We start from the raw sequence: 21,161 nt of genomic DNA, 5'->3' as shown, positions 1-21,161 counted from the left end.
GGGCGCGGGCCCGCCGGAGCGGGGTAGCAGGGGGCCGGGGTCGGATGGCCGGGCCGCTTCCCGCTGGAGCCGGTGTTACTCCTCGCCGGAGCGGAGCGCCAGCCAGAGCTCCATCCGCACGTCCGTGTCGTCCAGCGAACGGCCCAGCAACTCCTCGACCCGCCGCATCCGGTACCGCAGGGTGTGCCGGTGCACACCGAGATCGGCGGCGGCCGCGTCCCACTGCCCGTGTCTGGAGAGCCAGGCCCGCAGCGAGGCCACCAGGTCACCGCGCGCCGTACGGTCGTGCTCCCGCAACGGACGCAGCAGCCCCTCCGCGAACGCCGTCACCGCGTCCTCCCCGAGCAGCGGCAGCAGCGAACCCGCGCCCACCTCCTCGTGGTCCACCGACCGGCGACCGCCACGCAACGCCACCGCCAGCGCCCGCTCCGCCTGCGCGTGCGCCGTCCCCGCCTCCTCCAGCGCGGCCGGCGCCGAGACACCCAGCGACAGCCCCTCGTGCTCCTCCACCACCCCGAGACAGGCCCGGTGCACCGCACCGTTGTCCAGCGCCAGCACCATCAGCCGCGCCCCGTGCGCGCCGTCCTCCCGCGCCACCAGCAGCTTCTCGCCCACCCGGGCACCGGCCTGCTCCGCCCGGTCACCCAGCTCGCCCAGCGCCTCCGCGGCATCCACGCCCTGCCCGGCGCCCGCCACCATGACCCGGACCGTCCCCTCCGGCAGACCGCCGAACAGCCCCGCCGCCACCTGCCGGGCCGTCGCCACCTCACCCGCCAGCACCATCCGCAACAGCGCCGCGCCCATCCGCTCCTCAGCCTGCCGCAGCTCGCGCGAGCGCTCCAGGGTGAGGGTCAGCAGCGCCACCGCCGCATTCAGCACATACCGCTCGGTCGGGGTGATCCGGTCCTCGGTCCCCACCGCCAGGAAGCCCCGGGCCCGCCGGTCCGCCCCCAGCGACTGGACCACCACGTAGTCCTCGTCCGCCGTGTCTATCCCCGGCGAACGCCCCTGCAACGCCGCACTCGACGGTGCCGGGCGCCGGCGCAGCCGGTCCACCTCGGCCGCCAGCCGGCCCGCCCGGCGGGCCGCCCAGTCCGGCGCTACCACTGACAGTGCACCCGACCCGTCGTACAACGCCGCCCAACCACCCAGCCGCGCCGCCAGCCGGCGCACCACCGCCGTGGTGCCGTCCTTGCCCAGCGCCGCCCGGGTCAGCTCCTCCTGCGCCTCGAAACTGGTCGTCACCGCCTCGTACTGCTCGGCCGCCAACGCCGCCGACACCACCTTGCTGATCGCGATGAACGGCGTCGGCTCCGGCACCCGCAACAGCGGCAGCCCACGCTGCGCCGCCGCGTCCACCAGCGGCTGCGGCACCTCCGTGTGCGACAGCCCGACCCCCAGACCCAGCCCCACCACGCCCGCATCGGCCAGCCGGTGCACGTACGCCTGGAGCTGGGCAGCGGTACGGCCCAGCTTGATACCGGTGGTGAGCAGCAGCTCGCCACCCTCGAGGAACGGCGTCGGGTCGTCCAGCTCGCTGGTGTGCACCCAGCGGACCGGCCGCTCCAGATGGTCCGCACCGGCGAGGACCGTCAGATGGAGCGAGGTGTTGCGGACGACGGAGGCGAGTGTGGGAGGCATGGCACCTTCGAGGGAACGACCTGACCGCGCCGTTGCGGCCGGGCGAGGAGAGGGCAGAGGGAGCTGGGGCTTCAGTGGCTTCTGGTTCGGGGCGGGAGTCGAGGGGGAGTCTCTCCCCTCATTATGGACGCCCCGGACAACCCGCACTGCCGAATCCACCTCGAAGGCGAGCTTCAGCCCCGCAGATCCACCAGCAACGGCGGCACCTGCTCACCCGACACCGCCGTCAACGACACCACCGCGTGCCCCGCCGGCAACGCGTGCGCCAGATCCGACGGCGACCAGCGCAACCGCTCCACATCCCGGGTCGTCACCGACTCGGTCTGCGCGGTCGTCCCCGACAACGCCTTCCGCCCCAACCGCCCGGCCCGCCTGAGGGCGCCGCCCTCCGTCTGCGGGACATGGGTGACGACCTTCTCGTGGATCACGTGAGTGCCCCAGGCTTCGGAAAAGAACTTTCCATCCCACGGTGCGATGCCGGGAAAGACCATTCGGCACCCGACGGCACCGAACAACGGGGTCCGCAGCGACTCCGGCAGGTCCATGAGTGTGCGCAGCAACAGAACCGCACCGGCGTTTGCGCCGCGCATCCGTTGCAGGCCTCGCACCGTACTCGCATCGAGTGCTGCCGACGCGTCATCCACCACGAGGCCCGCGAAGAGCGAACGATCCTCGCGGGCAACCGCCGCCAGAACGAACTGACCCACCACCAGTCGAGACAGAATCCGCGCCGCCTCCGGGTGACTGCGCTCCGGCAGCTTCACCCGGACCCGTAGCGGGTGATCAAGGGCGCGCATCGCGAACGGCGGCCGACCGGAGCCGTCCGTCATGAACGCCCCCTCGAAGGCCGGCCTGTCCAGCAGTGCCAGCCGGTCCGCCAGCAGCGCGCCCGGGTCGTCCGCCCTGCCCCGTTGCAGGTCACGATGCTCAAGGTCCCGCTCGTAGGTCGCCAGTCGGCCCGCCACGCGCAAGGCCTTCACCAGCGCGTCCCTCACGTCCGCCTCACCCGAGAGCAGCCCTCGCAGCTCTCGCACACCGGGGTAGCGGCCGTAGGCAACGTGGAACGGGCCCACCACCTGCTGGAGTGCCATGCGGGCGCTCTCCGCTCGTGCGGTCAGCTCGTCCGGCAGCAGTGCATCCGCCAACCGGGCGGCAGCCTCGTCAGGATCCTGCGTGGCTCCGTAGAGGTCCAGCCCGTAGGCCGAACCCGGTTCCCCCGGCGCGATCACTACGTCGTACCAGGTGTCGGGGCCGAGATCGGCGTCCGCAGCCCCGATCGCCACCGCACACGCAGTCCCCGCCAGTGCCTGAAGACAGAGCGCCTCGACGGCAGGCCGAGCCAGCCGGGCCGTCTTGCCCGTGCCCGCCGGGCCCACCGCCAGCAGCGAGGTGCCCAGCAAGGTCGGATCGAGTGCAAACCCGGTCGTCCGGTAGGTCTGCGAGTTCTTCGGAACATCCTGCGTCGTCCCGAGCCGCACCTGCTGTACCAGCAGATCGTGATGCGCCGCCCGCCCGGGCAGCTCTCGGCTCCCCGACGGATGGCTGAACGCTGCCGCACCCCGGGCCATCACCTGGTCCACAAAAGCCGGCACGAACACGCGGTCGGCCTGGGCCGACTCCCATGCCCGCTGAATCCGCACATAGTCCACGTCCCCGACCGCTTCCCGGTCGAGCCTGCCTGCCGCCGCCTCGGCTCCGCCAATACGTTGGGCAAGCCATGGGTCCGCCACCGGTACCGCCTCCGGCGGCGTCATCGGCTTGACGGGTCCCGGCCCTTCATGGGTGATGGCTCGTGCCAGCACGGGGGCAATGTTCTGCCGCCAGCCGGAGCGGGTGAGGAATCGGCGGGCCACCTCCCGCCACCGGCCCGTCCGCCAGAAGACCGCCGCCGCACAGCTGATGGTGACCAGGTTGATCAGGACCTGCACGACATCGAACTGCTCGGGAGATGTTCCGTCAAACCAGCGAAGCAAGAACCCCGCCGCATACATCAACACAACGGTGCCGATGTAGTAGGTGGCAATGGTTGCGATCACGTTCAAGGCAGCCCGCACCAGCAGCGGACCGGTAGGCACCTTCGCCTCTTCGGCTTGCTCCGGGTCGACCTGCCGGTAGCCCTGGCGGTAGATGCCCGGGGGGGCTTCGGGGCGGGGGGCGGCGACCCAGGTGGGGAGGTCGAAGGCGGGTCGGGGGTGGGGCAGGGGTGTGGGGGGTCTGGTGGTGGTCCGCTCGCCGTGGCCGTGTGCCCCGTCCAGTTCCATGTACGGCCCCGCTCCCTCGCCCGCCCGGCCCGACCGTCGTCGGTGCCGCCATACCCATGCCGCCGTATCCGCGACACGCCCGCGCTCAATGTAGTGGAGCGGAGCCTGCGGGTAGTCGCACCACCCGCGCTGGCCGCCCCGGACAAGTCGGACGGCCCAGTGCTACCGAGTGGCGCATGCCTGGGCGGGGAGGGCGGCCGTAGCCTGCGAACACCGAGCCGAGAAGTCTGGAGAAACCCATGAGCGCCGCAACGCCGCTCCCGCAGGAGCGCCGCCTGGTCACCGCGATCCCCGGTCCGAAGTCGCAGGAGCTGCAGGCCCGCAAGCTGGGTGCGGTGGCGGCCGGCGTCGGCACCACCCTGCCGGTGTACGTGTCCCGCGCCAACGGCGGTGTGCTGGAGGACGTGGACGGCAACTCGCTGATCGACTTCGGCTCCGGCATCGCCGTGACCAATGTCGGCAACAGTGCCGAGGCCGTGGTGGCCAAGGCGACCGAGCAGTTGGCCGCCTTCACCCACACCTGTTTCATGGTGACCCCGTACGAGGGTTACGTGGCCGTGGCCGAGCAGCTCAACGAGCTGACCCCGGGTGACCACGACAAGCGCACCGCGCTGTTCAACTCGGGCGCCGAGGCGGTCGAGAACGCGGTGAAGATCGCCCGCGCCTACACCAAGCGCACCGCCGTCGTGGTGTTCGACCACGGTTACCACGGCCGCACCAACCTCACCATGGGTCTGACGGCGAAGAACATGCCGTACAAGCAGGGCTTCGGTCCGTTCGCCCCGGAGATCTACCGGGTGCCGGTGGCCTACCCGTACCGCTGGCTGACCGGTGCGGAGAACTGCGCCGCCGAGGCCGCCGCCCAGGCGATCGAGATCATCACCAAGCAAATCGGCGCCGACAACGTCGCCGCGATCATCATCGAGCCGATCCAGGGCGAGGGCGGCTTCATCGAGCCGGCCAAGGGCTTCCTGCCGGCGATCGTGGAGTTCGCGAAGGCCAATGGCATCGTGTTCGTCGCGGACGAGATCCAGACCGGCTTCTGCCGGACCGGCCAGTGGTTCGCCTGTGACGACGAGGGCATCGTCCCGGACCTGATCACCACCGCCAAGGGCATCGCCGGCGGTCTGCCGCTGGCCGCGGTGACCGGTCGCGCCGAGATCATGGACGCCGCGCACGCGGGCGGCCTGGGCGGCACCTACGGTGGCAACCCGGTGGCGTGTGCCGCCGCGCTGGGCTCCATCGAGACGATGAAGGAGCTGGACCTCAACGGCAAGGCGCAGCGGATCGGCGAGATCATGCTGGACCGCCTGCGGGCGATGCAGGAGAAGTTCGACATCATCGGCGAGGTCCGCGGCCGCGGCGCGATGATCGCGATCGAGCTGGTGAAGCCGGGCACCAAGGAGGCGAACGCGGAGGCCACCGCGGCCATCGCCAAGGCGTGCCACGCCGAGGGTCTGGTGGTGCTGACCGCCGGTACCTACGGCAACGTGCTGCGCTTCCTGCCGCCGCTGGTCATGCCGGAGCACCTGCTGAACGAGGGCCTGGACATCCTCGAGGGTGCCTTCTCGCTCCAGGGCGTCACCACCGCCTGAGCCGGCGGCGCCCCGCGGGGCGACACAGACCGCCGGAGGGATGTCCGGACAGCGCTGAACGGCCCGTGGGGACTCTCGTCCCCGCGGGCCGTTCGGCTGTCGCGGCCCGGTTCGGCCTGGTGTGCGGGGGTGTCCGAACCCTGGTCCGACCGGGGTGAAGATGCTGTGCGGAATCGCTGAAGCTACTCGGAGCGGCACGGCCGTTGACGTAGTGTCATGACAGATGGACAGCGAGCCTCAGCCATTGGCGGACCCGTCCGCGGCACCGCCCTCAGCGGCGGGTCCGCGTGTCGGCCGTGAGGACAACCAGGCCGTCCCGCAAGGGCCGGTGCACACCGAAGGCCGATCGACCGACCGTCCGACCCACACCCCCCGGGGCGCGCGGAACGGCGATCATCAGAGCCGCCCCGGAGCTCTCCCCCCTGCTCCGGGGCGGCCACTTCGCGTTTTCGGCCGGTTCGGCGCCTCGGCCGCGCTGCCGGTTCTGCTGGGCGTGGTGCTGGTGCTGGTGTCCTGGCAGGTGGCCGTCGACGGGCCGCTGCTGGGCCTGGACCGCTGGGCCCGGCACACCGTCCGGGAGACCCGGCACGAGTTGCACAGCACCCTGCTCAACCACGTCGGCAAGGCGCTCTCGGACCTGGGCAGTTCGGTTCCGGCGATCCCGGTGCTGCTGGCCGGCGGGGCGCTGGCCGGCTGGCGGGCCCGCCGGGCCGGGGCGCCGCGCCGGTGGCTGCCGGTGGTGGTGGCGGTGCTGACGGCCGGGCTGATCCCGCTGCTGGTGGTGCCGGCGAAGGCCTGGTTCGCCCGGCCGGGCCCGTTCGGGGCGCCGCTGGCGCCGGACCAGTGGGGCTGGTACCCGTCCGGGCACACGGCGACGGCGACCTTCTCGTACGGCGTGGCCGCACTGCTGCTCGCCCGGACGGCGGGTGCCGCGGCCCGGCGCCGGCTGTACGCGGCGGCCGCGCTGCTGGCGGTCGGGGTCGGCCTCGGGCTGGTGTGGAGCGACTACCACTGGCTGCTGGACGTGGTGGCCAGCTGGTGCCTGGGCGGGCTGGCGTTCTGGGCGCTCGCCCGGTGGCTTCCGCCGCGCAGGGCTTAACCCTCGGCGGGCTCGTCGTTGCGGTGGACGTGGCCGGCCTCGCCGTTGTCACGGCGCCACTCGACGACCAGTTCGTCGCGGGCGCCGAAGCGGACGAGGTGGCGGCCGACGACGTCCTCCAGGCCGGGCAGGTTCTCGGTCTCGCCCTCGACGGCGAGCAGCAGGGCATCCGGTGCGGCTTCCAGGGTGGCGGTGCCGGCGCCGAAGGTGAGGGTGCCGCGGCCGGTCTCGTCGGACCAGTGGGCTTCGATCTTGCGGCCCATGTGGGCGGCGAGCTGCTTGGCGTAGCGGGCGGGGCGGTCGGTGGCGACGCGGGCTTCGGAACGGGGCACGGGCCCTCCAGGGATCGATGGAGGGAACTTAGGGTGCCCTCACTTGGGGCTACGCTAACCCAGATACTGAGCTTTACTCAACATCTTTTCGGCACCCGTTCGGGTCCGGCCCCGCGCCCGGCCCCACGGCCCGTCCGATGGCCGGTCCACGCCGCCCTCCACCGCCCGGACCGGCCGATACCCTTGGTCGGACACCTGCCGAGGAGAGCCGCCCATGACCACCACGCCGACCGACGACGCGGCGGGCTCCTCCCCGGTCCCCGACGCGGCCGCCCGCCAGACGACCGCCGCCCAGGACACCGCTGCCCAGGACACCGCCCCGCAGGACACCGCCGCCGAACTCGCCGACGCGATGACCCGGGCGATCAAGCGGATCCGCCGCCGCACCAGCGAGCGACTGGAGCCCTACGGCATCACCCCCGGCCAGGGCCGCGCCCTGCGCACCCTCGCGCACGCGCCCGGCTGCGAGCTGCCGGACCGGGCGATGCGGCTGAGCGACCTCGCGGACCGGCTGCACATCGCCCCGCGCTCGGCCACCACCGTGGTCGACGCACTGGAGGAGGCGGGCCTGGTCGAGCGGACCCCGGACCCGGCCGACCGGCGCGCGGTGCGGATCGTGCTGACCGCGGCCGGCCACTCGGCGGTGGAGCGGATCGGACTGGTCCGGCACGAGGTGGCGCAGGAGTACTTCGGCCCGGTCAGCCCCGCCGAGCAGGACGCGCTGCTGCGGGCACTGCGTTCCGCCGAGGCCGCGTACGCGGCCGCCACGCCGCCGCGGCGGGCAGCGCCCCCGGCCGCAGCGCAGTGATCCCGATCCCGGCGATCACCAGCAGCGCCGCGCAGCCCGCCAGTGGGCTGACCTTCTCCCCGAGCAGCAGCCAGGCGGAGGACATCCCGAACACCGGCACCAGCAGGGAGTAGGGTGCCACGGCGGTGGCGTCGTAGCTGCGCAGCAGGAAGCTCCAGGCGACGAAGCCGAACAGAGTGGAGACGAGGCCGACGTACCCGATCGCGCCGAGGCCCGCCGGGGTGATCTCACGCAACGCCTTCAGGTCGGCGGCCGGCCCCTCGACGAGCAGGGAGAGCCCGAGCAGCGGCAGCGGCGGGACGGCGCTGACCCAGACCATCCAGCGCAGCGCGTCCGGTGGGGCGGCCTTGCGGGTCAGCACATTGGACAGCCCCCAGGCCAGCGCGGCAAGGATGACCAGGGCGAACGCGCCGGCCGGACCGCCGAGGCCGTGGTCGACGGCGCTCAGCCCGATTCCGGCGAAGGCGATCGCGAGGCCGGCCAGCCGCTGCCCGCCGGGCCGTTCACCCAGCAGGACGGCGGCGAACAGCGCGGTGAAGACCGCCTGGCTCTGGAGGACCAGCGAGGAGAGTCCGGCCGGCATCCCGGCGTGCATGCCGAGGAAGAGCAGCCCGAACTTGACCACCCCGAGGACGAATCCGACCGCGAGCACCCACCGCCAGGCCACCCGGGGCGGACCGACGAAGAAGACCGCCGGGACGGCGACCACCGCGAAGCGCAGCGCGCAGAAGAGCAGCGGCGGGAAGTTCGCCAGGCCGACGTGGATGAGCACGAAGTTGAGGCCCCAGACGGCGGCGACCAGGACGGCCAGGGCGATGTGACGCGGACTCATGCTGCCGCCGGTGGCGGACGGTGTTGCGGTCATGGGTCGAGGATGGCCGCCATCGACCGTGTAGCACCAGCGATGAATACTGAAGGCCACGCTTTAGCATTGCTGCATGATGGATCTGGGACGCCTTCGGGCGCTGCACGCGGTGGCCGTGCACGGTTCGGTCGGCGGGGCGGCGGCCTCGCTCGGGTTCACCCCGTCGGCGGTCTCGCAGCAGATCGCCAAGCTGGAGCGCGAGACCCGCACGGTGCTGCTGGAACGTCAGGGCCGGGGCGTGGTGCTGACCGACGCCGCGCGCGAGCTGGCCGCCACCGCGCAGGCGGTGCTGGGGCTGGTGGAACAGGCCGAGGTGCGGCTGGAGGAGCAGCGCGGCCAGGCGGTCGGACGGCTGCTGGTGGCCGCCTTCGCCACCGGCGCCCGGGGGCTGATGCCGGGTGCACTCGCCGACCTGCGCGAGCGCTGCCCGGAACTGGACGTCCGGCTGCTGGAGAGCGACCCGTACCCGGCGGCCGAACTGGTGGCCCGGGGCGAGGTGGACCTCGCGCTCGTCCAGGACTGGCCGACCGTGCCGCTGCCGGTGCAGGAGGGCCTCTCCCGACTGGACGTCGGCACCGACCCGGTGGACCTGCTGCTGCCGGCCGCCCACCCGCTGGCCGCACTGGCCGTGGTACCGGTGGGGCGGCTGAGCGGACTGCGCTGGATCAGCGTGCCACCCGGCAACATCTGCCACGACTGGCTGGTGCGGACGCTGCGGGAGGCCGGTGAGGAGCCCGATGTGTGCTACCAGGTCGGTGAGTTCGAGACGCAGATCGCGCTGATCGCGGCCGGGCTGGGCGTCGGCCTGGTACCACGGCTGGGCCGCAACGCGCTCCCGCGGGAGGTGGTCGCCCGGCCGGTCGTGCCGGAGCCCTCCCGCCGGGTGTTCGCACTCTGGCGCACCCAGGCCTCCCGGCGCCCGGCGATCACCGCGGCGCTGACCGCGATACGCGCCCGGTGGGCCGCGCTCGGCGGGTGAACGGTATGCCGGCCACGCTGCCGGTCAGCTCGCGAAGCCGATCACCAGCCACATGAAGCCCACCCCGGCCAGCGTGCAGAGCAGGGTGGTGCGCGAGGGGTGCGGGCTGTGCGCCTCGGGGAGGATGTCGGAGGTCGCCAGGTAGAGCAGGAAGCCGGCGAAGAACCCGAGGTAGAGGCCGAGCAGGCGCTCGGGGATGGTGAACAGCAGGGTGATCGCGGCGCCGGTCACCGGTGCGAGCGCGTCCGCCGCCAGCAGGGTCAGTGCCCGCCGCCGGTCGTTCCCGTACAGCCGCGTGATCGTGTACGTGTTGAAGCCGTCGGCGAAGTCGTGCGCGACCACGGCGATGGCGACCACCGTTCCGACGGTGGTGCCGGCCTGGAAGGCGGCGCCGATCGCGAAGCCGTCCATCACGCTGTGGCCGACCAGGGCCAGTGCCGCGGTCAGCCCGATGCCCGGCGCCCCGTTGCCGCCGGGCATGCGGCCGTGCGCGTGCCCGTGGGCGTGCTGGTGGCCATGAGTGTGTTCGGCGTACTCGCCCTCGTGGCCACGGTGGATGGCCACCGCCCGCTCGACGATGTGGATGGCCAGGAAGCCGGCCGCGAACATCAGCAGGGCCTGCGGCACGCCGTGGATCTCCTCGGGCGCCTGGTGCAGCGCCTCCGGCAGCAGGTCGAAGGCGACCACGCCGAGCATCAGCCCGGCCGCGAAGCCGAGCACCAGATGACGGCGGTCGCCGGTGCGCTGGGCGACGTAGCCGCCGATCAGCGTCATCAGGAACGCCCCGGCGGCGACCAGGATCGCGGTCACCGCACCTCCCCCGTACCGGGCACCGTGCCCACCCTGCCTCCCCCGTCCTGCCCGCCACCGGGCCGACCACCGACCGATGCCGGACGGCTGCGCAAGCGGCCACCGTACAGCGCCACCACCCGGCCGGGCTCCGGCAGTCCGGCACCCGCGCCCACCAGCCTCACGCGCCGTCCGGGCAGTCGCCCGCCGGGCGGGCCGTCGGGGTGAGCAGCCGGCGGCTCAATGGCGCACGGTTCAGTGGCCGTCGGTTCAATGGCCGGTTCAGTGGCCGGCGGTTCAGTGGCCGGCGGCGAGTGGGAGCCCGAGGTGGGTGCGGGTCAGTTCGCGGACACCGTCGCCGTCGACCAGGTGGATGTGCTGGTGGCCGTCCTCGGCGGTGAGGTCGAGCGCCTCGTCGGCGAACCGGCCGGTGGTCAGCCGCAGGCCGCGCTCGGCGGACTCCTCGCGGACCGCCTCCGCCAGCGTCCTGATCTCCTCCTCCCCCACCGGCTGGGCGCCGCGGGAGGCCCAGACCACCCAGCGCCCGGGCAGCGCGCTGCCGGCCGGTCCCTCGCCGGTGGCGACCAGCCCGGCCGGTCCGCGCAGCCGTACGCTCCACTGCGCCAGCCCGCCCCGGGTGAGCAGTTCGCGGACCAGCTGGGCGAACTCGTTCGCCGAGAGGTCCGGCGCGGACGGCACGGCGGGCCCCGCGACGGCGGCCGGCTCGACGCCGGCCCTGGCGTACGGGTCGGGGGTGACGGCGGCGCCGAGCTGGCGCAACCGCACCAGCGCCTCGTCCTGTTCGGCGTCGGCGTAGACGCCCTCGCCGTCGTGCTCCTCGTAGGGGGCGGCCGGCGGAAGCAGCCTGGTGCGGGCCAGGGCGTCGCGGTCGGCGTCCACGCTCACGAGGCAGAGCGGCTCCGCGCCGCCCGGCTCGCGCAGCCAGCCGTTGAGCACGACGCCGGCCAGTATCTCGTCGGTGTCGACGGCGTCGGCGGCCTGCAGGGCGCGCAGCGCCAGCCGGGCGACCAGCCGCAGGTAGTCGGTGGCCCGGTCGGCGGGCGGGCGCGGCACCGGGAGGATCTCGCCGTCCGCGCCGAGCCGGTAACCGGTCAGCGAGGGCACCAGGTCGAGCGCGGGCAGGTCGAGGTCGAGGACGGCGGTGCGGGTGAGCGGGCGGAACACCGCCCGGCAGGGGGCCGGCAGGTCCTGGGTGGCCGTCTCGGCGGCGGCCAGGGCGCGCTCCAGCAGCGACTCGACGGCAGCCGGCTCGGCGAGCCGGTAGGCCCGGCGGCACTCCTCCAGGCTGTCGTTGTACTCCCGCACCGCGCGCGCCCGGGCCTGCTCGGCCTGCTCGTGGGCCCGCCGGGACTCGTCCGCGGCCGGGCTGCCGGCCTCGGCCTGCCGGGTGCGCCACTCCCGCAGGGCGCGCTGGTGGGTGAGCCGGGCCTGGGCCAGCTCGCGCTGGTAGCCGGAGTCCAGCAGGCGCCGGGACGGGCTCTCGTCGGGGTCGGCGGCGGGTGGCCCGGCGGGCGCGTAGTCCTCCCAGCGCGGCTCGGCCTCCGCAGCCGCCGGTGCCGGGCCGTCGGCCGGGTAGGGGCGTGGCTCGTACTGGCGCAGCTGGCTCTCGAAGTCCATGGCCGAGACGGGCAGTGCGGCCCGCCGCAGCAGGTCGGCGAGCCGCTTCTGCTCGGCCTGGACGGTGAGCGTGCGGTGGTGGGTCAGCGCGGCGGCCCGGGCGTGCGCGGCGACGGCCTCGTCCCCGCCCGCGCCGGACGGGGAGGCGGACGGCGCGCCGTCCGGTGCGCCGGCAGGTGCGCCGTCGGGCGGGCCGGCCTGCGCCGGCGGGCCCGACGGACTGTCCGGTCCGTCGGGTCCGTCGGGCACGTCCACACCGAGGTCTCGGAAGACCGAGGCCAGAAAGCCGGGTTGGGGGGCCATGACCGTGCCGTCGGAGTGGCCGTCTGCTGAGAACTGCATCGGTGGTCGTTCCCCCATACTCGTCCGGCGCCTGCCCGGGCCGGCCGGCGACCCCGCTGCCCACCCCTGCCGGCCATTGTCCACCGAACGGGCGCACCGGTCAGCCAAGCCTCTCAGTTGGTCCGGGTGTTGGTCAGGTGCAGGCCGATGTAGCCGACATAGATCCGGCCACTGCCGGAGCAGTCGTCGAGGTAGTGCAGCCTCGGTGCGGTGCGCCCGCCGCCGATCCGCAGGTGCGCGCCCATGAACGCGCGCCGGGAGGCGTCCACACACTCCGGCACCGGCAGCATCCGCTCGCGCTTCCACTTGGTGTGGCTGAAGACCGTCCGGGACTCCCCGCGCACCGCCTTGCGGGGCGGGAAGCGGTGGCAGCCGGCCGGGGTCCGCTCGCACCACTGTTTGAAGTCGCCCCCGGCCTCGCCGCGCACGGCCGCCTCGGCGTACTCCTGAAGGGCGGTCAGTCCGTCCCAGGTGAGCCGGGCCCAGCCGGCTCCGGCGCACTGCAGCTCGTCCAGGGCGAGCGCGGCCTTCTGATCCCCCGTGAAGGTGAGCAGCGGAAACTCGCCCAGCCTGGCCATCAGTTCGGTGAAGGTACCGGGGGTGCCTGGGCCGCCTGGGGTGCCGGAGGTGCCGAAGCGGTGACCGGTCCGGCCGGGTGCGGCCGTGCCGCCGGGGCCGGCGCAGAGGCGGCCGGCCAGGGCGCGCACCTGGGCGGCGCCGCGGCGGCGCTCCCGGCGGAGGCTGTGCCGGGCCCGCTCCAGCTCGTCGGCCCTGGCCTGCTGCTCGGCCCGGTCCAGCCGCTCCTCGTGGGCGAGGGCTGCCAGCTCGGCCCGGGCCGCGGCGTCGTCCGGACCGGTGCCCGCGCGGGGTGCGGGCGGGGGGACCCGCAGCACGGGGACGGCGGCCAGCGAGGGGGGCAACGGCTGTTCGACGGCGAGCCGGCGGGGCTCGCGGGCCAGCAGGCCGGCCGCCCGGCGGAGGTCCTCCTCTATCCGGCGGCGGGCCAGCACCGGGTGCCGGGCTCCGTCGTGCCGGGAGGCCGGGTCGACCTCGGGCAGGTAGGTGCGCACCGCCCCGCCGTACACGGTGTGGTACTCCAGCGCGACGTTGAACTCCGTGCGGGCGCCCGGGTCCAGCACGTAGGCGGTGGCGAGACCGGGCAGCTGCCCGCAGAGCGGGCGGACGACCTCGGCGACCCACGCGTCGAGCCCGCGGTCGACCGGCACGCTGGCCACCACGGTGGGCAGCCGGCGCTCCGGGTCGCAGAGCTCGTCGATGAGGGCGTCGACGTCGCCGGCGGCCAGCACCCGCGGCGCGAGCTGGACGGCGGCCGGGCCGTCGGCGGCGTCGAGCAGCGGCAGCAGGGTGCGGGCCAACTCGGGCACCGGCACCCGGCAGGGCGTCCGCACGCCGCTGCCGCTGGTGTGCGTCTCGGCCTCCAGCCGCACCCAGGTGGGGCCCTCGGCCCCGGTCGCTATGGTCAGGGTGAGCTGGTGGGTGCCGTGCGGGGCCGGGGTGCGCAGCCGGCGGCGGTCGTAGCGGCCGGGGCCGCCGCGGAGCAGGCCGCCGTCGCGGTCGAGCAGGACCCGGCCGCCCAGCCGCAGACGCTCGGCGGGGGGCGTGGGGGGATCGGCGGCGAGGTCGGCCCCGGGGGCGGGCGTACCCGGATCGTGGTCGACGGGCTCGCGGAGCACCGGCGGGGGCTCCTCGCAGCCCTCCTGTTTCAGCCAGGCACCGAGGCGCTGGTCGGCCAGGGCGACGGCGTCGGCGTGCGGGAGCGCGGTGGTGACGGTCATCCGGTAGGGCGTCGCGGGGCCTCTCGGGCCGGGCAGATCGGCACGGGCGGGCGACGGGGAGCGGTCTGAGGTCATGCGCATACCTCCGTGGTGCGGTGGTGGGGTCTCTCGTCCTCCATCGATGGGTGGTTCGTCCGGTTCGGCCGGATCCTTGCCCAGGAAACGCCACAACCCGGAGCGGAAGTTCCAACTCCGGGTCACGTCAATACGTTCGAGTGAATCTGCTCAAGCCGCCCGACGCGGCGGGCCGTGATCTGCTGCGGGCGTGCTCAGCCGTCGTCGCGCCCGACGGCGCTGCGGCTCCACTCCGGCGCCGCCACCGGGACCGCCAGCGGGCAGCCGTCCGGGATGTCGTAGCCGGCGATGAGGACGACGGGGACGCTCCCGTGGTTGCGGCCGACGTGGACGTGGACCGGCCCCGCCTCCTCGACCAGCGAGTCCCCGGCACGGCTGACCTCCACCCGGCCGTCGTGCAGCGTCCGGGTCAGCGTCCCGGAGAGCACCACCACGTCGACCCGGCCCGGATGATAGTGCCAGCCGGTACTGGCCCCAGGGGGCAGCGTGATGGTCTGGACGACGGGCATCTCGGCTCGGCTTCCTGGTCGGCGGTGCGCCCAGGCTAGGCAGGCCCGCCGGGCCCTGAAACGGGCCGAACCCGAACTGTCCGAAAGTCTGCCCGAAACCCGTGCGCGCGGATCCGCGGTCGTGGGAGGGCTCGGAAACCCGGCTCGGAAACCCGGCGCGGGGACCGGCCTCAGACCGGCACCTCGACGTACGTCCGCCCCGCCGCCACCGCAACCGCGGTACCGCCGGTCGCCTCGGCCAGCCAGGTGTGGAACTCCGCCACGTCCGGCTCGGGCACCCCGACCTCGATCCGCACTCCGGTGGCCTCGTACGCCAGGTCGCTCACCGTGTACCCGGCCGCCCGCAGGTCGTTCTCCACCCGCCCGGCCCGGGTGTGGTCCGCCGTGACCGCGAGCAGCGCCACCGGCCGCCGCTCCAGCAGCCCGACCGCGTCCACCGCCTCCGACACCGCGTTCCCGTACGCCCGTACCAGGCCGCCGGCGCCGAGCTTGATCCCGCCGAAGTACCTGGTCACCACGGCCACCGTGTCGGTCAGCCCGCGCCGGCGCAGCACCTCCAGCATCGGCACGCCGGCCGTGCCCCCGGGCTCCCCGTCGTCGCTGGAGCGCTCGCGCCGCTGCTCCTCGCCGACCACGAAGGCGGTGCAGTTGTGCCGGGCGTCCCAGTACTGCTTGCGGATGCCCGCGATGAACGCCTGCGCCTCGTCCTCGTCGGTGACCCGGGCGAGGTGGCAGATGAAGCGGGACTTCTTGATCTCGATCTCGTGGCTGCCCGCGCGCCGGATGGTGAGGTACTGCCTGGGGGTCGGCTCCGGCGTGGCGGACATGGCGCGGCGGTTCTCCCGGGGGCGAGGGCGGCACGGAGGCCGGCGGGGCCGCCGGAGTGGCCCCCGGCGGCCCCGCCAGCCTAACCCTCGATCAGCGCCCGGCCAGCGCGTCCAGCTGTGCGCGGTCCAGGCCGGTCAGCGAGGTGACCTCGGCGAGGTCGACCGCTCCGCAGTCCAGCCCGCGCAGCACGTAGGAGCTGAGCGCCCGGGCGGTCGCCGGCTCGTCCATCACGTCGCCGCCCGCCTTGGCGACGTACGCGGCCAGCCGGGCGGCGGCGGCCTCCAGGCCCTCGCGGTAGAAGGAGTAGACGGCGACGTACCGGGTCGGGAGGTGCGCCGGGTGCATGTCCCAGCCCTGGTAGTAGGCGCGGGCCAGCGAGCGGCGCACCAGGTCGTGGTGGAGCTTCCAGGCGGCGTGCACCTGCTCGGCGGAGCCGGTCGGGATGACGTTGGTCGAGCCGTCGGAGAGCCGGACGCCGGTCCCGGCGGCGGCCACCTGCATCACCGCCTTGGCGTGGTCGGCGACCGGGTGGTCCATGCTCTGGTAGGCGGCGCTGACCCCGCACGAGGCGCTGTAGTCGAAGGTCCCGTAGTGCAGCCCGGTCGCCCGGCCCTCGGCGGCCTCGATCATCAGGGACACGGTGGCCCGGCCGTCGGGGCCGAGAATCGCCTGGGTGGTCTCGATCTGGATCTCGAAGCCGATCCGGCCGGCCGGCAGACCGGCCGAACGCTCGAAGTCCTCCAGCAGCCGGACCAGCGCGGTGACCTGCTCGGCGTACGTGACCTTGGGCAGGGTGAGCACCAGGCCCTCGGGCAGGCCGCCGTTGGCCAGCAGGGTGGCGAGGAACAGCTCCAGGGTGCGGATGCCGCGGTCGCGGACGGCCGCCTCCATGCACTTGATCCGGATGCCGATGTACGGCGGGGCGCTGCCGTCCGCCACCGCGGCGGCGACCAGCTCGGCGGCCCGGACGGCGGCCGCGTCCTCCTCGGCGTCGGGCCGCGGGCCGTAGCCGTCCTCGAAGTCGATCCGCAGGTCCTCGACCGGCTCCCGCTCCAGCTTGGCCCGGACCCGGGCGTGCACGTCGGCGAGCAGTGCGTCGTCGGCCACGCCGAGCGCGCGGGCCAGCTCGACCGGGGTGCCGGCGTGGGTGTCGAAGGCCTCCAGCGCCTGGCGGCCCCAGTCGCGGACGGTGTCGGCGCCGAAGGCGTCAGCCGGGACGTAGACGGTGTGGACCGGCTGCCGGGTGCCGGACTCGCCCGGGTAGCGGCGGGCCAGGTCGGCGTCGACCGGAGCGAGCAGCGCGTCCACGGCGGCACGCGCCTCACCGGAGAACGAGGCTCCGCCCGCCGGCCCGGTACCGTCCAGCTCGACCTGCGACATCCGCACTCCTCCGCGCCTCGCCGGTCCATGACGGACCGACGCTTCAACAGTTTGTTGAGGCGAAGGTAACCCCGCCACGGTCGGGCGTCAATGGCCGACCGAGCGATGGACGGGCAGGTCGCGGCCGGTCAGTCCCTCCCGGCGGCGGCATAGCGGTCGCGCAGCTCGGGGAAGAGCTCGGCGACGTCCTTCGGGTGCACCGAGCCGTCCGGCCGGGTGCCGGCCACGCCGTACTCCTTGGTCAGCCAGTCGGCGAGGCGCTGCGGATCGGGCTGGTGCTCGAAGGTGTCGATGTAGCTGACCAGCGCCTCGTAGCAGAGCTCCGGGTCGAGCCGGGACGGCACCGGACGGGAGGTCGTGTCCTCCTGGCGGGCGGGCTCGGCCGCCTCCTGGGGGCGGTCCGCCTGCTGCGGGTACTCGGCAGCCTGCGGGTACTCCGCCTCCTGCGGGTACTCGGCGGCCTGGGCCGGCCCGGGCTCCTGCAGGACGGCCTGCGCGGCGGGCCGCGCCGCCGACCGGGCGGCCACCGGCTGGGCGGCCGGGCCCGTCGGCTGCGGAGCGGGCTGCACGACCGACGGTGCGCCCGGCTGGGGAGTCGTCGGGCGCGGCGGCTTGAACCACGGCGAGGCCTGCCCGGGGACCCTGCCGCCGGGTGAGCCGTCGCCCTGCGGCCCGGAGGTACGGACCGGGCGCTCGGTCCAGACGTTCAGCTCCTCCCGGGGCTGCGGCGGAGCCTGCTCCTCCTCGCCCGCCGGCTCCTGGGCCGCCCGCAGCCGCACCGCGGCCAGCTTGGCGAGCATCGGCGCAGCCACCTCGGCCGGCACCGGCGCCACGGCCGGCGCAGCCGCCTCGGGCTGCGACTGCTGCTGGGGCTGGGGCTGTTCTGCCTGAGCCTGGAGCTGCTGGGGCTGCGCCGCCTGCCGGCTCGGGGACTGCTGAGCCGAGGGCTGGGGCTGCGACTGCGACAGCGGGGCCTCGGCGGCGGCCGGCGGAATCGCGGCGGCTGCCGTCCGGTCGGCCCGCAGCTCCTTGGCCTCACGGGCCTCGTCGTCCAGCCGGTCCAGCACCGCCGGGTCGAGCGGCACCCCGTACTTGGCCAGCTTCAGCGGCAGCAGCGCCTGGATCGGCGCCGAGCGGCGCCAGCCGCGCCCGTACCGGAAGCGCAGCTGCGCCCGGTAGACCAGCCGGTTCTGCTCCAGCCGGACCACCTCGTCGTAGGAGCGCAGCTCCCAGAGCTTCATCCGCCGCCAGAGCCGGAAGGTCGGCACCGGGGAGAGCAGCCAGCGCATCACCCGGACCGACTCCATGTGCCGGTCGGCCGTGATCGCGGCGATCCGGCCGACGGCGTGCCGGGAGGCCTCGACGACGACCACGAAGAGCACCGGGATGACCGCGTGCATGCCCATCCCGAGCGGGTCGCCCCACGAGGCGGCCGCGTTGAACGCGATGGTGGCGACGGTCAGCAGCCAGGCGGTCTGCCGCAGCAGCGGGAACGGGATCCGCAGCCAGGTCAGGACCAGGTCCAGCGCGAGCAGGACGACGATGCCCGCGTCCACGCCGATCGGGAAGGCGTAGGAGAAAGCGCCGAATCCTTTCTCCGACGCCAGCTCCCGCACGGCGTTGTACGACCCGGCGAAGCCGATGCCCGAGATGAGGCAGGCTCCTGCCGCGACCACCCCGAGCAGGCTCCGATGGGCCTTGGTGAGCGATGGGCGTGCCATTACGTCTATCAACCCCTGCATGTCGGCTGCGGCCGTACGCTGCCCCGGCTGCCGGTCCCCGCTTGTCGGGGCACCGGACGGCTGAGCGACCTCCGGGCTCGGCCCACCGGAGTTTACTCGTACACCTGTATCAGCGTTCCCGCAGCCCAGGGTGTCACTACCTGCCCCAGGCGCGGGCCGCAGCCGTGACCGGTCGGACCGTCAGCCGGCCCGCTCCACCGTGCCGTTGAGGTAGGCGAGCACGGCCAGCACCCGGCGATTCGCGTCGTCCGCAGGGGCCAGTGCGAGCTTGGTGAAGATGTTGGCAATGTGCTTGGCCACCGCACCGTCGCTCACCACCAGCCGGGCCGCGATCGCCGAGTTCGAGCAGCCCTCCGCCATCAGCTCCAACACCTCCCGCTCGCGCGGCGACAGCCGCTGGAGCGGGCCCGGGCGGCGCGCGGTGCTCTGCATCAGCTTGGCGATCACGTCCGGGTCCATCGCCGTCCCGCCGGCGGCCACCCGGCGGACCGCGTCGATGAACTGCTCGGCGTTGAACACCCGGTCCTTCAGCAGGTACCCGACCCCGCCCGTCCCGTCCGCCAGCAGCTCCCGCGCGTACAGCTGCTGCACGTGCTGCGACAGCACCAGGACCGGCAGGCCTGGGATCTCCCGCCGCGCCTGGAGCGCGGCCTGCAGACCCTCGTCGGTGAGCGTCGGCGGCAGCCGGACGTCCACCACGGCGACATCCGGACGGTGCGTCAGCAGGGCGTCCAGCAGGTCCGGACCGGTCTCGACCGCCGCGGCGATCGAGAAGCCGTGTGCTTCCAGCAGTCGGATCAGGCCTTCGCGAAGGAGGTAGAGGTCCTCGGCGAGGACAACTCGCACGGCAGCTCCAGGGTGATGGTGGTCGGACCGCCCGACGTGCTGTCGATGGCGAGGACACCGTCGAAGGTACCCAATCGCCGCTCGATCCCGCGCAGGCCGGTACCCCTTGCCGGGTCGGCCACGCCCACACCGTCGTCCGTCACCGTGATCCGCAGCGTCCCGGCCCGGTACAGGATGTCCACCCAGACCTGCTCCGCGCCCGAGTGCTTCGCCGCGTTGGCCAGCAGCTCACAGATACTGAAGTAGACGGCCGCCTCCACCGGCGCCGACGGGCGGTCCGGCAGGCTCACACACACCTCGGTCGGCAGCGCGCTGTCCAGCGCCAACGCCCGGACCGCATCGCCCAACCCGCGCTCGGCGAGCACCGGCGGGTGGATGCCGCGGACGAGGTCACGCAGCTCCTGCAGGGCCCGGGCCGAGGACTGCCGCGCCTCCGAGAGGAGCTCGCGCGCAGCTACCGGGTCGGTGTCCATCAGGTGCTCGATCGTGCCCAGCGTCATCCCGATCGCCACCAGTCGCGCCTGCGCGCCGTCGTGCAAGTCCCGCTCGATCCGCCGCAGTTCGGCCGCCTGATTGCCGACCGCGTCCGCCCGGGTCTCGGTCAGCTCCGCCACCCGCTTGGTCAGCTGCGCACGTGAGGCCCGGCCGTCCCGGTCCAGCACCCGGCGTGCCAACTCGAAGTACCCGCGCACCGCGAACGGCGCGAACAGCACACCGAGGGCGAGCAGTGCCAGCCCCAAGACGGCCGAGACCAGGACCGAGGAAGCTCCGAACTCCACCGGGCCGGGAGCGTGGGTGTCCAGCAGCGCCGCGACCTCGTAGCCCGCTCCGCCCAGCAGCAGGCAGGCCACCGGCGCCGCCAGCGCGAACGCCGCCACCGGGCTGACCACCAGCCAGGCGATCTCCGACCGCGTCGTCGTGTCCCGCGCCGCCCAGTGCAGCAGCTGCGCGAGCCTCGCCACGGAGTGGGAGCGGTGGTACGAGTACCCCGTCCACCAGTGCCCGCGCTCGTCCGACTCCAGCACCGGCCGGGGCACGTACTCGGCCGGCAGGCGGATCCCGTACCAACGGACGAGCTGCGCACGCGTACGGTCCGCGACCCGGCGGACGAAGAGGCCGGCGCCCACGAGGCCCGCGCAGGCGCCCGCCAGCAGGGCGATCAGATCCCCCAGGTAGTAGGACTCCAGGACCGAGATGACCGCGCCACCGGCGAACAGCGTCATCAGCAGCGGCAGGGCCACAGCCGGGACGGCACCCAGCATCAGCAGCGACAACCGGGCCAGCCCGCGGACGCCCGACACGAGCGCCGCTTCGGTCTGGGCGCGCATGCTCGCGCCGCTCGTTCGACTCGCTGTTGTCACGGATGCTCCTGAGGCCGGTCCTGATCGTCCTGATTCAGTGTTCCTGAGGCGGGCTGCAGGGGCACTGGCTGTCACACCCCATTTCCGGGGTGGACCTAGCACCACCCCGGTGGGCCCGGCGTGCGCCATAAGGCATGAGGGACGGCATAAACGCAAAGAACCCCCACCCGGGATCCGGGTGGGGGTTCTCTGTGAATGATTGTTCGGCGGCGTCCTACTCTCCCACAGGGTCCCCCCTGCAGTACCATCGGCGCTGTGAGGCTTAGCTTCCGGGT

Annotated in this window: 17 protein-coding genes and 1 rRNA gene; 4 read left to right on the top strand and 14 right to left on the bottom strand. The window is 73.9% G+C overall.

The window, feature by feature from the left end; all coding sequences use genetic code 11:
* Positions 1–75 precede the first annotated feature (75 nt).
* Positions 76–1,641, bottom strand: coding sequence for a PucR family transcriptional regulator (locus ACZ6NC_RS33890; protein WP_465737699.1), 1,566 nt, complete (start codon positions 1,639–1,641; stop codon positions 76–78).
* A 173-nt stretch (positions 1,642–1,814) separates the two neighbouring features.
* On the bottom strand, positions 1,815–3,902 hold the full coding sequence (locus ACZ6NC_RS33885) for an ATP-binding protein (protein WP_465737698.1): 2,088 nt from the start codon (positions 3,900–3,902) through the stop codon (positions 1,815–1,817).
* Between the two features lie 239 nt (positions 3,903–4,141).
* On the opposite strand from ACZ6NC_RS33885, the gene gabT reads away from it, so the two are divergent.
* Positions 4,142–5,497 carry a 4-aminobutyrate--2-oxoglutarate transaminase gene (gabT, locus tag ACZ6NC_RS33880; protein WP_465737697.1) on the top strand — a complete coding sequence of 452 codons (1,356 nt, stop codon included), beginning with the start codon at positions 4,142–4,144 and terminating at the stop codon, positions 5,495–5,497.
* 496 nt (positions 5,498–5,993) lie between these two features.
* Entirely contained in the window at positions 5,994–6,596 is a 603-nt protein-coding gene (locus ACZ6NC_RS33875; RefSeq protein WP_465737696.1) for a phosphatase PAP2 family protein, read from the top strand.
* On the opposite strand, the gene ACZ6NC_RS33870 is transcribed toward ACZ6NC_RS33875, so the two are convergent.
* Positions 6,593–6,928, bottom strand: coding sequence for a DUF2218 domain-containing protein (locus ACZ6NC_RS33870; RefSeq protein WP_465737695.1), 336 nt, complete (start codon positions 6,926–6,928; stop codon positions 6,593–6,595). The genes ACZ6NC_RS33875 and ACZ6NC_RS33870 overlap by 4 nt on opposite strands.
* Positions 6,929–7,142: 214 nt before the next feature.
* On the opposite strand from ACZ6NC_RS33870, the gene ACZ6NC_RS33865 reads away from it, so the two are divergent.
* Positions 7,143–7,736, top strand: a complete 594-nt coding sequence (locus ACZ6NC_RS33865) for a MarR family winged helix-turn-helix transcriptional regulator (protein ID WP_465737694.1) — start codon at positions 7,143–7,145, stop codon at positions 7,734–7,736.
* Here the strand turns inward: ACZ6NC_RS33865 and ACZ6NC_RS33860 are convergent.
* Positions 7,627–8,568, bottom strand: a complete 942-nt coding sequence (locus ACZ6NC_RS33860) for an EamA family transporter (protein WP_465737734.1) — start codon at positions 8,566–8,568, stop codon at positions 7,627–7,629. The genes ACZ6NC_RS33865 and ACZ6NC_RS33860 overlap by 110 nt on opposite strands.
* A 106-nt stretch (positions 8,569–8,674) precedes the next feature.
* Between ACZ6NC_RS33860 and ACZ6NC_RS33855 the strand changes: the two genes are divergently transcribed.
* Entirely contained in the window at positions 8,675–9,580 is a 906-nt protein-coding gene (locus ACZ6NC_RS33855; protein WP_465737693.1) for a LysR family transcriptional regulator, read from the top strand.
* A 24-nt stretch (positions 9,581–9,604) separates the two neighbouring features.
* Here ACZ6NC_RS33855 and ACZ6NC_RS33850 read toward each other — a convergent pair whose 3' ends face one another.
* The 10 genes from ACZ6NC_RS33850 to rrf all read right to left on the bottom strand — a co-directional run.
* The gene (locus ACZ6NC_RS33850) at positions 9,605–10,354 is read right to left on the bottom strand and encodes a ZIP family metal transporter (RefSeq protein ID WP_465737733.1); all 750 of its coding nucleotides are present in this window, start codon (positions 10,352–10,354) and stop codon (positions 9,605–9,607) included.
* Positions 10,355–10,666: 312 nt separating this feature from the next.
* Positions 10,667–12,349: a restriction endonuclease gene (locus tag ACZ6NC_RS33845; RefSeq protein ID WP_465737692.1), complete on the bottom strand. Its 1,683-nt coding sequence runs from the start codon at positions 12,347–12,349 to the stop codon at positions 10,667–10,669.
* A gap of 113 nt (positions 12,350–12,462) precedes the next feature.
* Positions 12,463–14,220, bottom strand: coding sequence for a hypothetical protein (locus tag ACZ6NC_RS33840; RefSeq protein ID WP_465737691.1), 1,758 nt, complete (start codon positions 14,218–14,220; stop codon positions 12,463–12,465).
* A gap of 194 nt (positions 14,221–14,414) precedes the next feature.
* Positions 14,415–14,729 carry a cupin domain-containing protein gene (locus ACZ6NC_RS33835; RefSeq protein ID WP_465737690.1) on the bottom strand — a complete coding sequence of 105 codons (315 nt, stop codon included), beginning with the start codon at positions 14,727–14,729 and terminating at the stop codon, positions 14,415–14,417.
* A 170-nt stretch (positions 14,730–14,899) separates the two neighbouring features.
* On the bottom strand, positions 14,900–15,556 hold the full coding sequence (locus tag ACZ6NC_RS33830; protein WP_465737689.1) for a YigZ family protein: 657 nt from the start codon (positions 15,554–15,556) through the stop codon (positions 14,900–14,902).
* A gap of 91 nt (positions 15,557–15,647) precedes the next feature.
* The gene (locus tag ACZ6NC_RS33825) at positions 15,648–16,937 is read right to left on the bottom strand and encodes a DUF6986 family protein (protein ID WP_465737688.1); all 1,290 of its coding nucleotides are present in this window, start codon (positions 16,935–16,937) and stop codon (positions 15,648–15,650) included.
* 128 nt (positions 16,938–17,065) lie between these two features.
* On the bottom strand, positions 17,066–18,658 hold the full coding sequence (locus tag ACZ6NC_RS33820; RefSeq protein ID WP_465737687.1) for a DUF2637 domain-containing protein: 1,593 nt from the start codon (positions 18,656–18,658) through the stop codon (positions 17,066–17,068).
* Between the two features lie 201 nt (positions 18,659–18,859).
* Positions 18,860–19,525: a response regulator transcription factor gene (locus tag ACZ6NC_RS33815; RefSeq protein WP_465737686.1), complete on the bottom strand. Its 666-nt coding sequence runs from the start codon at positions 19,523–19,525 to the stop codon at positions 18,860–18,862.
* Positions 19,477–20,853: a sensor histidine kinase gene (locus ACZ6NC_RS33810; RefSeq protein ID WP_465737685.1), complete on the bottom strand. Its 1,377-nt coding sequence runs from the start codon at positions 20,851–20,853 to the stop codon at positions 19,477–19,479. Before ACZ6NC_RS33810 ends, ACZ6NC_RS33815 begins: the two co-directional genes overlap by 49 nt.
* A 234-nt stretch (positions 20,854–21,087) precedes the next feature.
* Positions 21,088–21,161, bottom strand: a 5S ribosomal RNA gene (rrf, locus tag ACZ6NC_RS33805); the annotation flags it as partial.

The sequence above is a fragment of the Kitasatospora sp. NPDC041988 genome, assembly GCF_055588525.1.
Note: the sequence above shows the minus strand (reverse complement) of the source record. Positions and strands in the feature narration are given on the sequence as shown.

Coding starts and splice junctions, on each gene's coding strand:
- ACZ6NC_RS33835 (WP_465737690.1), bottom strand. CDS start 14,729: ATGCCCGTCGTCCAGACCATCACGCTGCCCCCTGGGGCCAGTACCGGC.
- gabT (WP_465737697.1), top strand. CDS start 4,142: ATGAGCGCCGCAACGCCGCTCCCGCAGGAGCGCCGCCTGGTCACCGCG.
- ACZ6NC_RS33810 (WP_465737685.1), bottom strand. CDS start 20,853: ATGCGCGCCCAGACCGAAGCGGCGCTCGTGTCGGGCGTCCGCGGGCTG.
- ACZ6NC_RS33860 (WP_465737734.1), bottom strand. CDS start 8,568: ATGAGTCCGCGTCACATCGCCCTGGCCGTCCTGGTCGCCGCCGTCTGG.
- ACZ6NC_RS33820 (WP_465737687.1), bottom strand. CDS start 18,658: ATGGCACGCCCATCGCTCACCAAGGCCCATCGGAGCCTGCTCGGGGTG.
- ACZ6NC_RS33850 (WP_465737733.1), bottom strand. CDS start 10,354: ATGACGCTGATCGGCGGCTACGTCGCCCAGCGCACCGGCGACCGCCGT.
- ACZ6NC_RS33845 (WP_465737692.1), bottom strand. CDS start 12,349: ATGCAGTTCTCAGCAGACGGCCACTCCGACGGCACGGTCATGGCCCCC.
- ACZ6NC_RS33825 (WP_465737688.1), bottom strand. CDS start 16,937: ATGTCGCAGGTCGAGCTGGACGGTACCGGGCCGGCGGGCGGAGCCTCG.
- ACZ6NC_RS33885 (WP_465737698.1), bottom strand. CDS start 3,902: ATGGAACTGGACGGGGCACACGGCCACGGCGAGCGGACCACCACCAGA.
- ACZ6NC_RS33865 (WP_465737694.1), top strand. CDS start 7,143: ATGACCACCACGCCGACCGACGACGCGGCGGGCTCCTCCCCGGTCCCC.
- ACZ6NC_RS33890 (WP_465737699.1), bottom strand. CDS start 1,641: ATGCCTCCCACACTCGCCTCCGTCGTCCGCAACACCTCGCTCCATCTG.
- ACZ6NC_RS33830 (WP_465737689.1), bottom strand. CDS start 15,556: ATGTCCGCCACGCCGGAGCCGACCCCCAGGCAGTACCTCACCATCCGG.
- ACZ6NC_RS33840 (WP_465737691.1), bottom strand. CDS start 14,220: ATGACCTCAGACCGCTCCCCGTCGCCCGCCCGTGCCGATCTGCCCGGC.
- ACZ6NC_RS33855 (WP_465737693.1), top strand. CDS start 8,675: ATGATGGATCTGGGACGCCTTCGGGCGCTGCACGCGGTGGCCGTGCAC.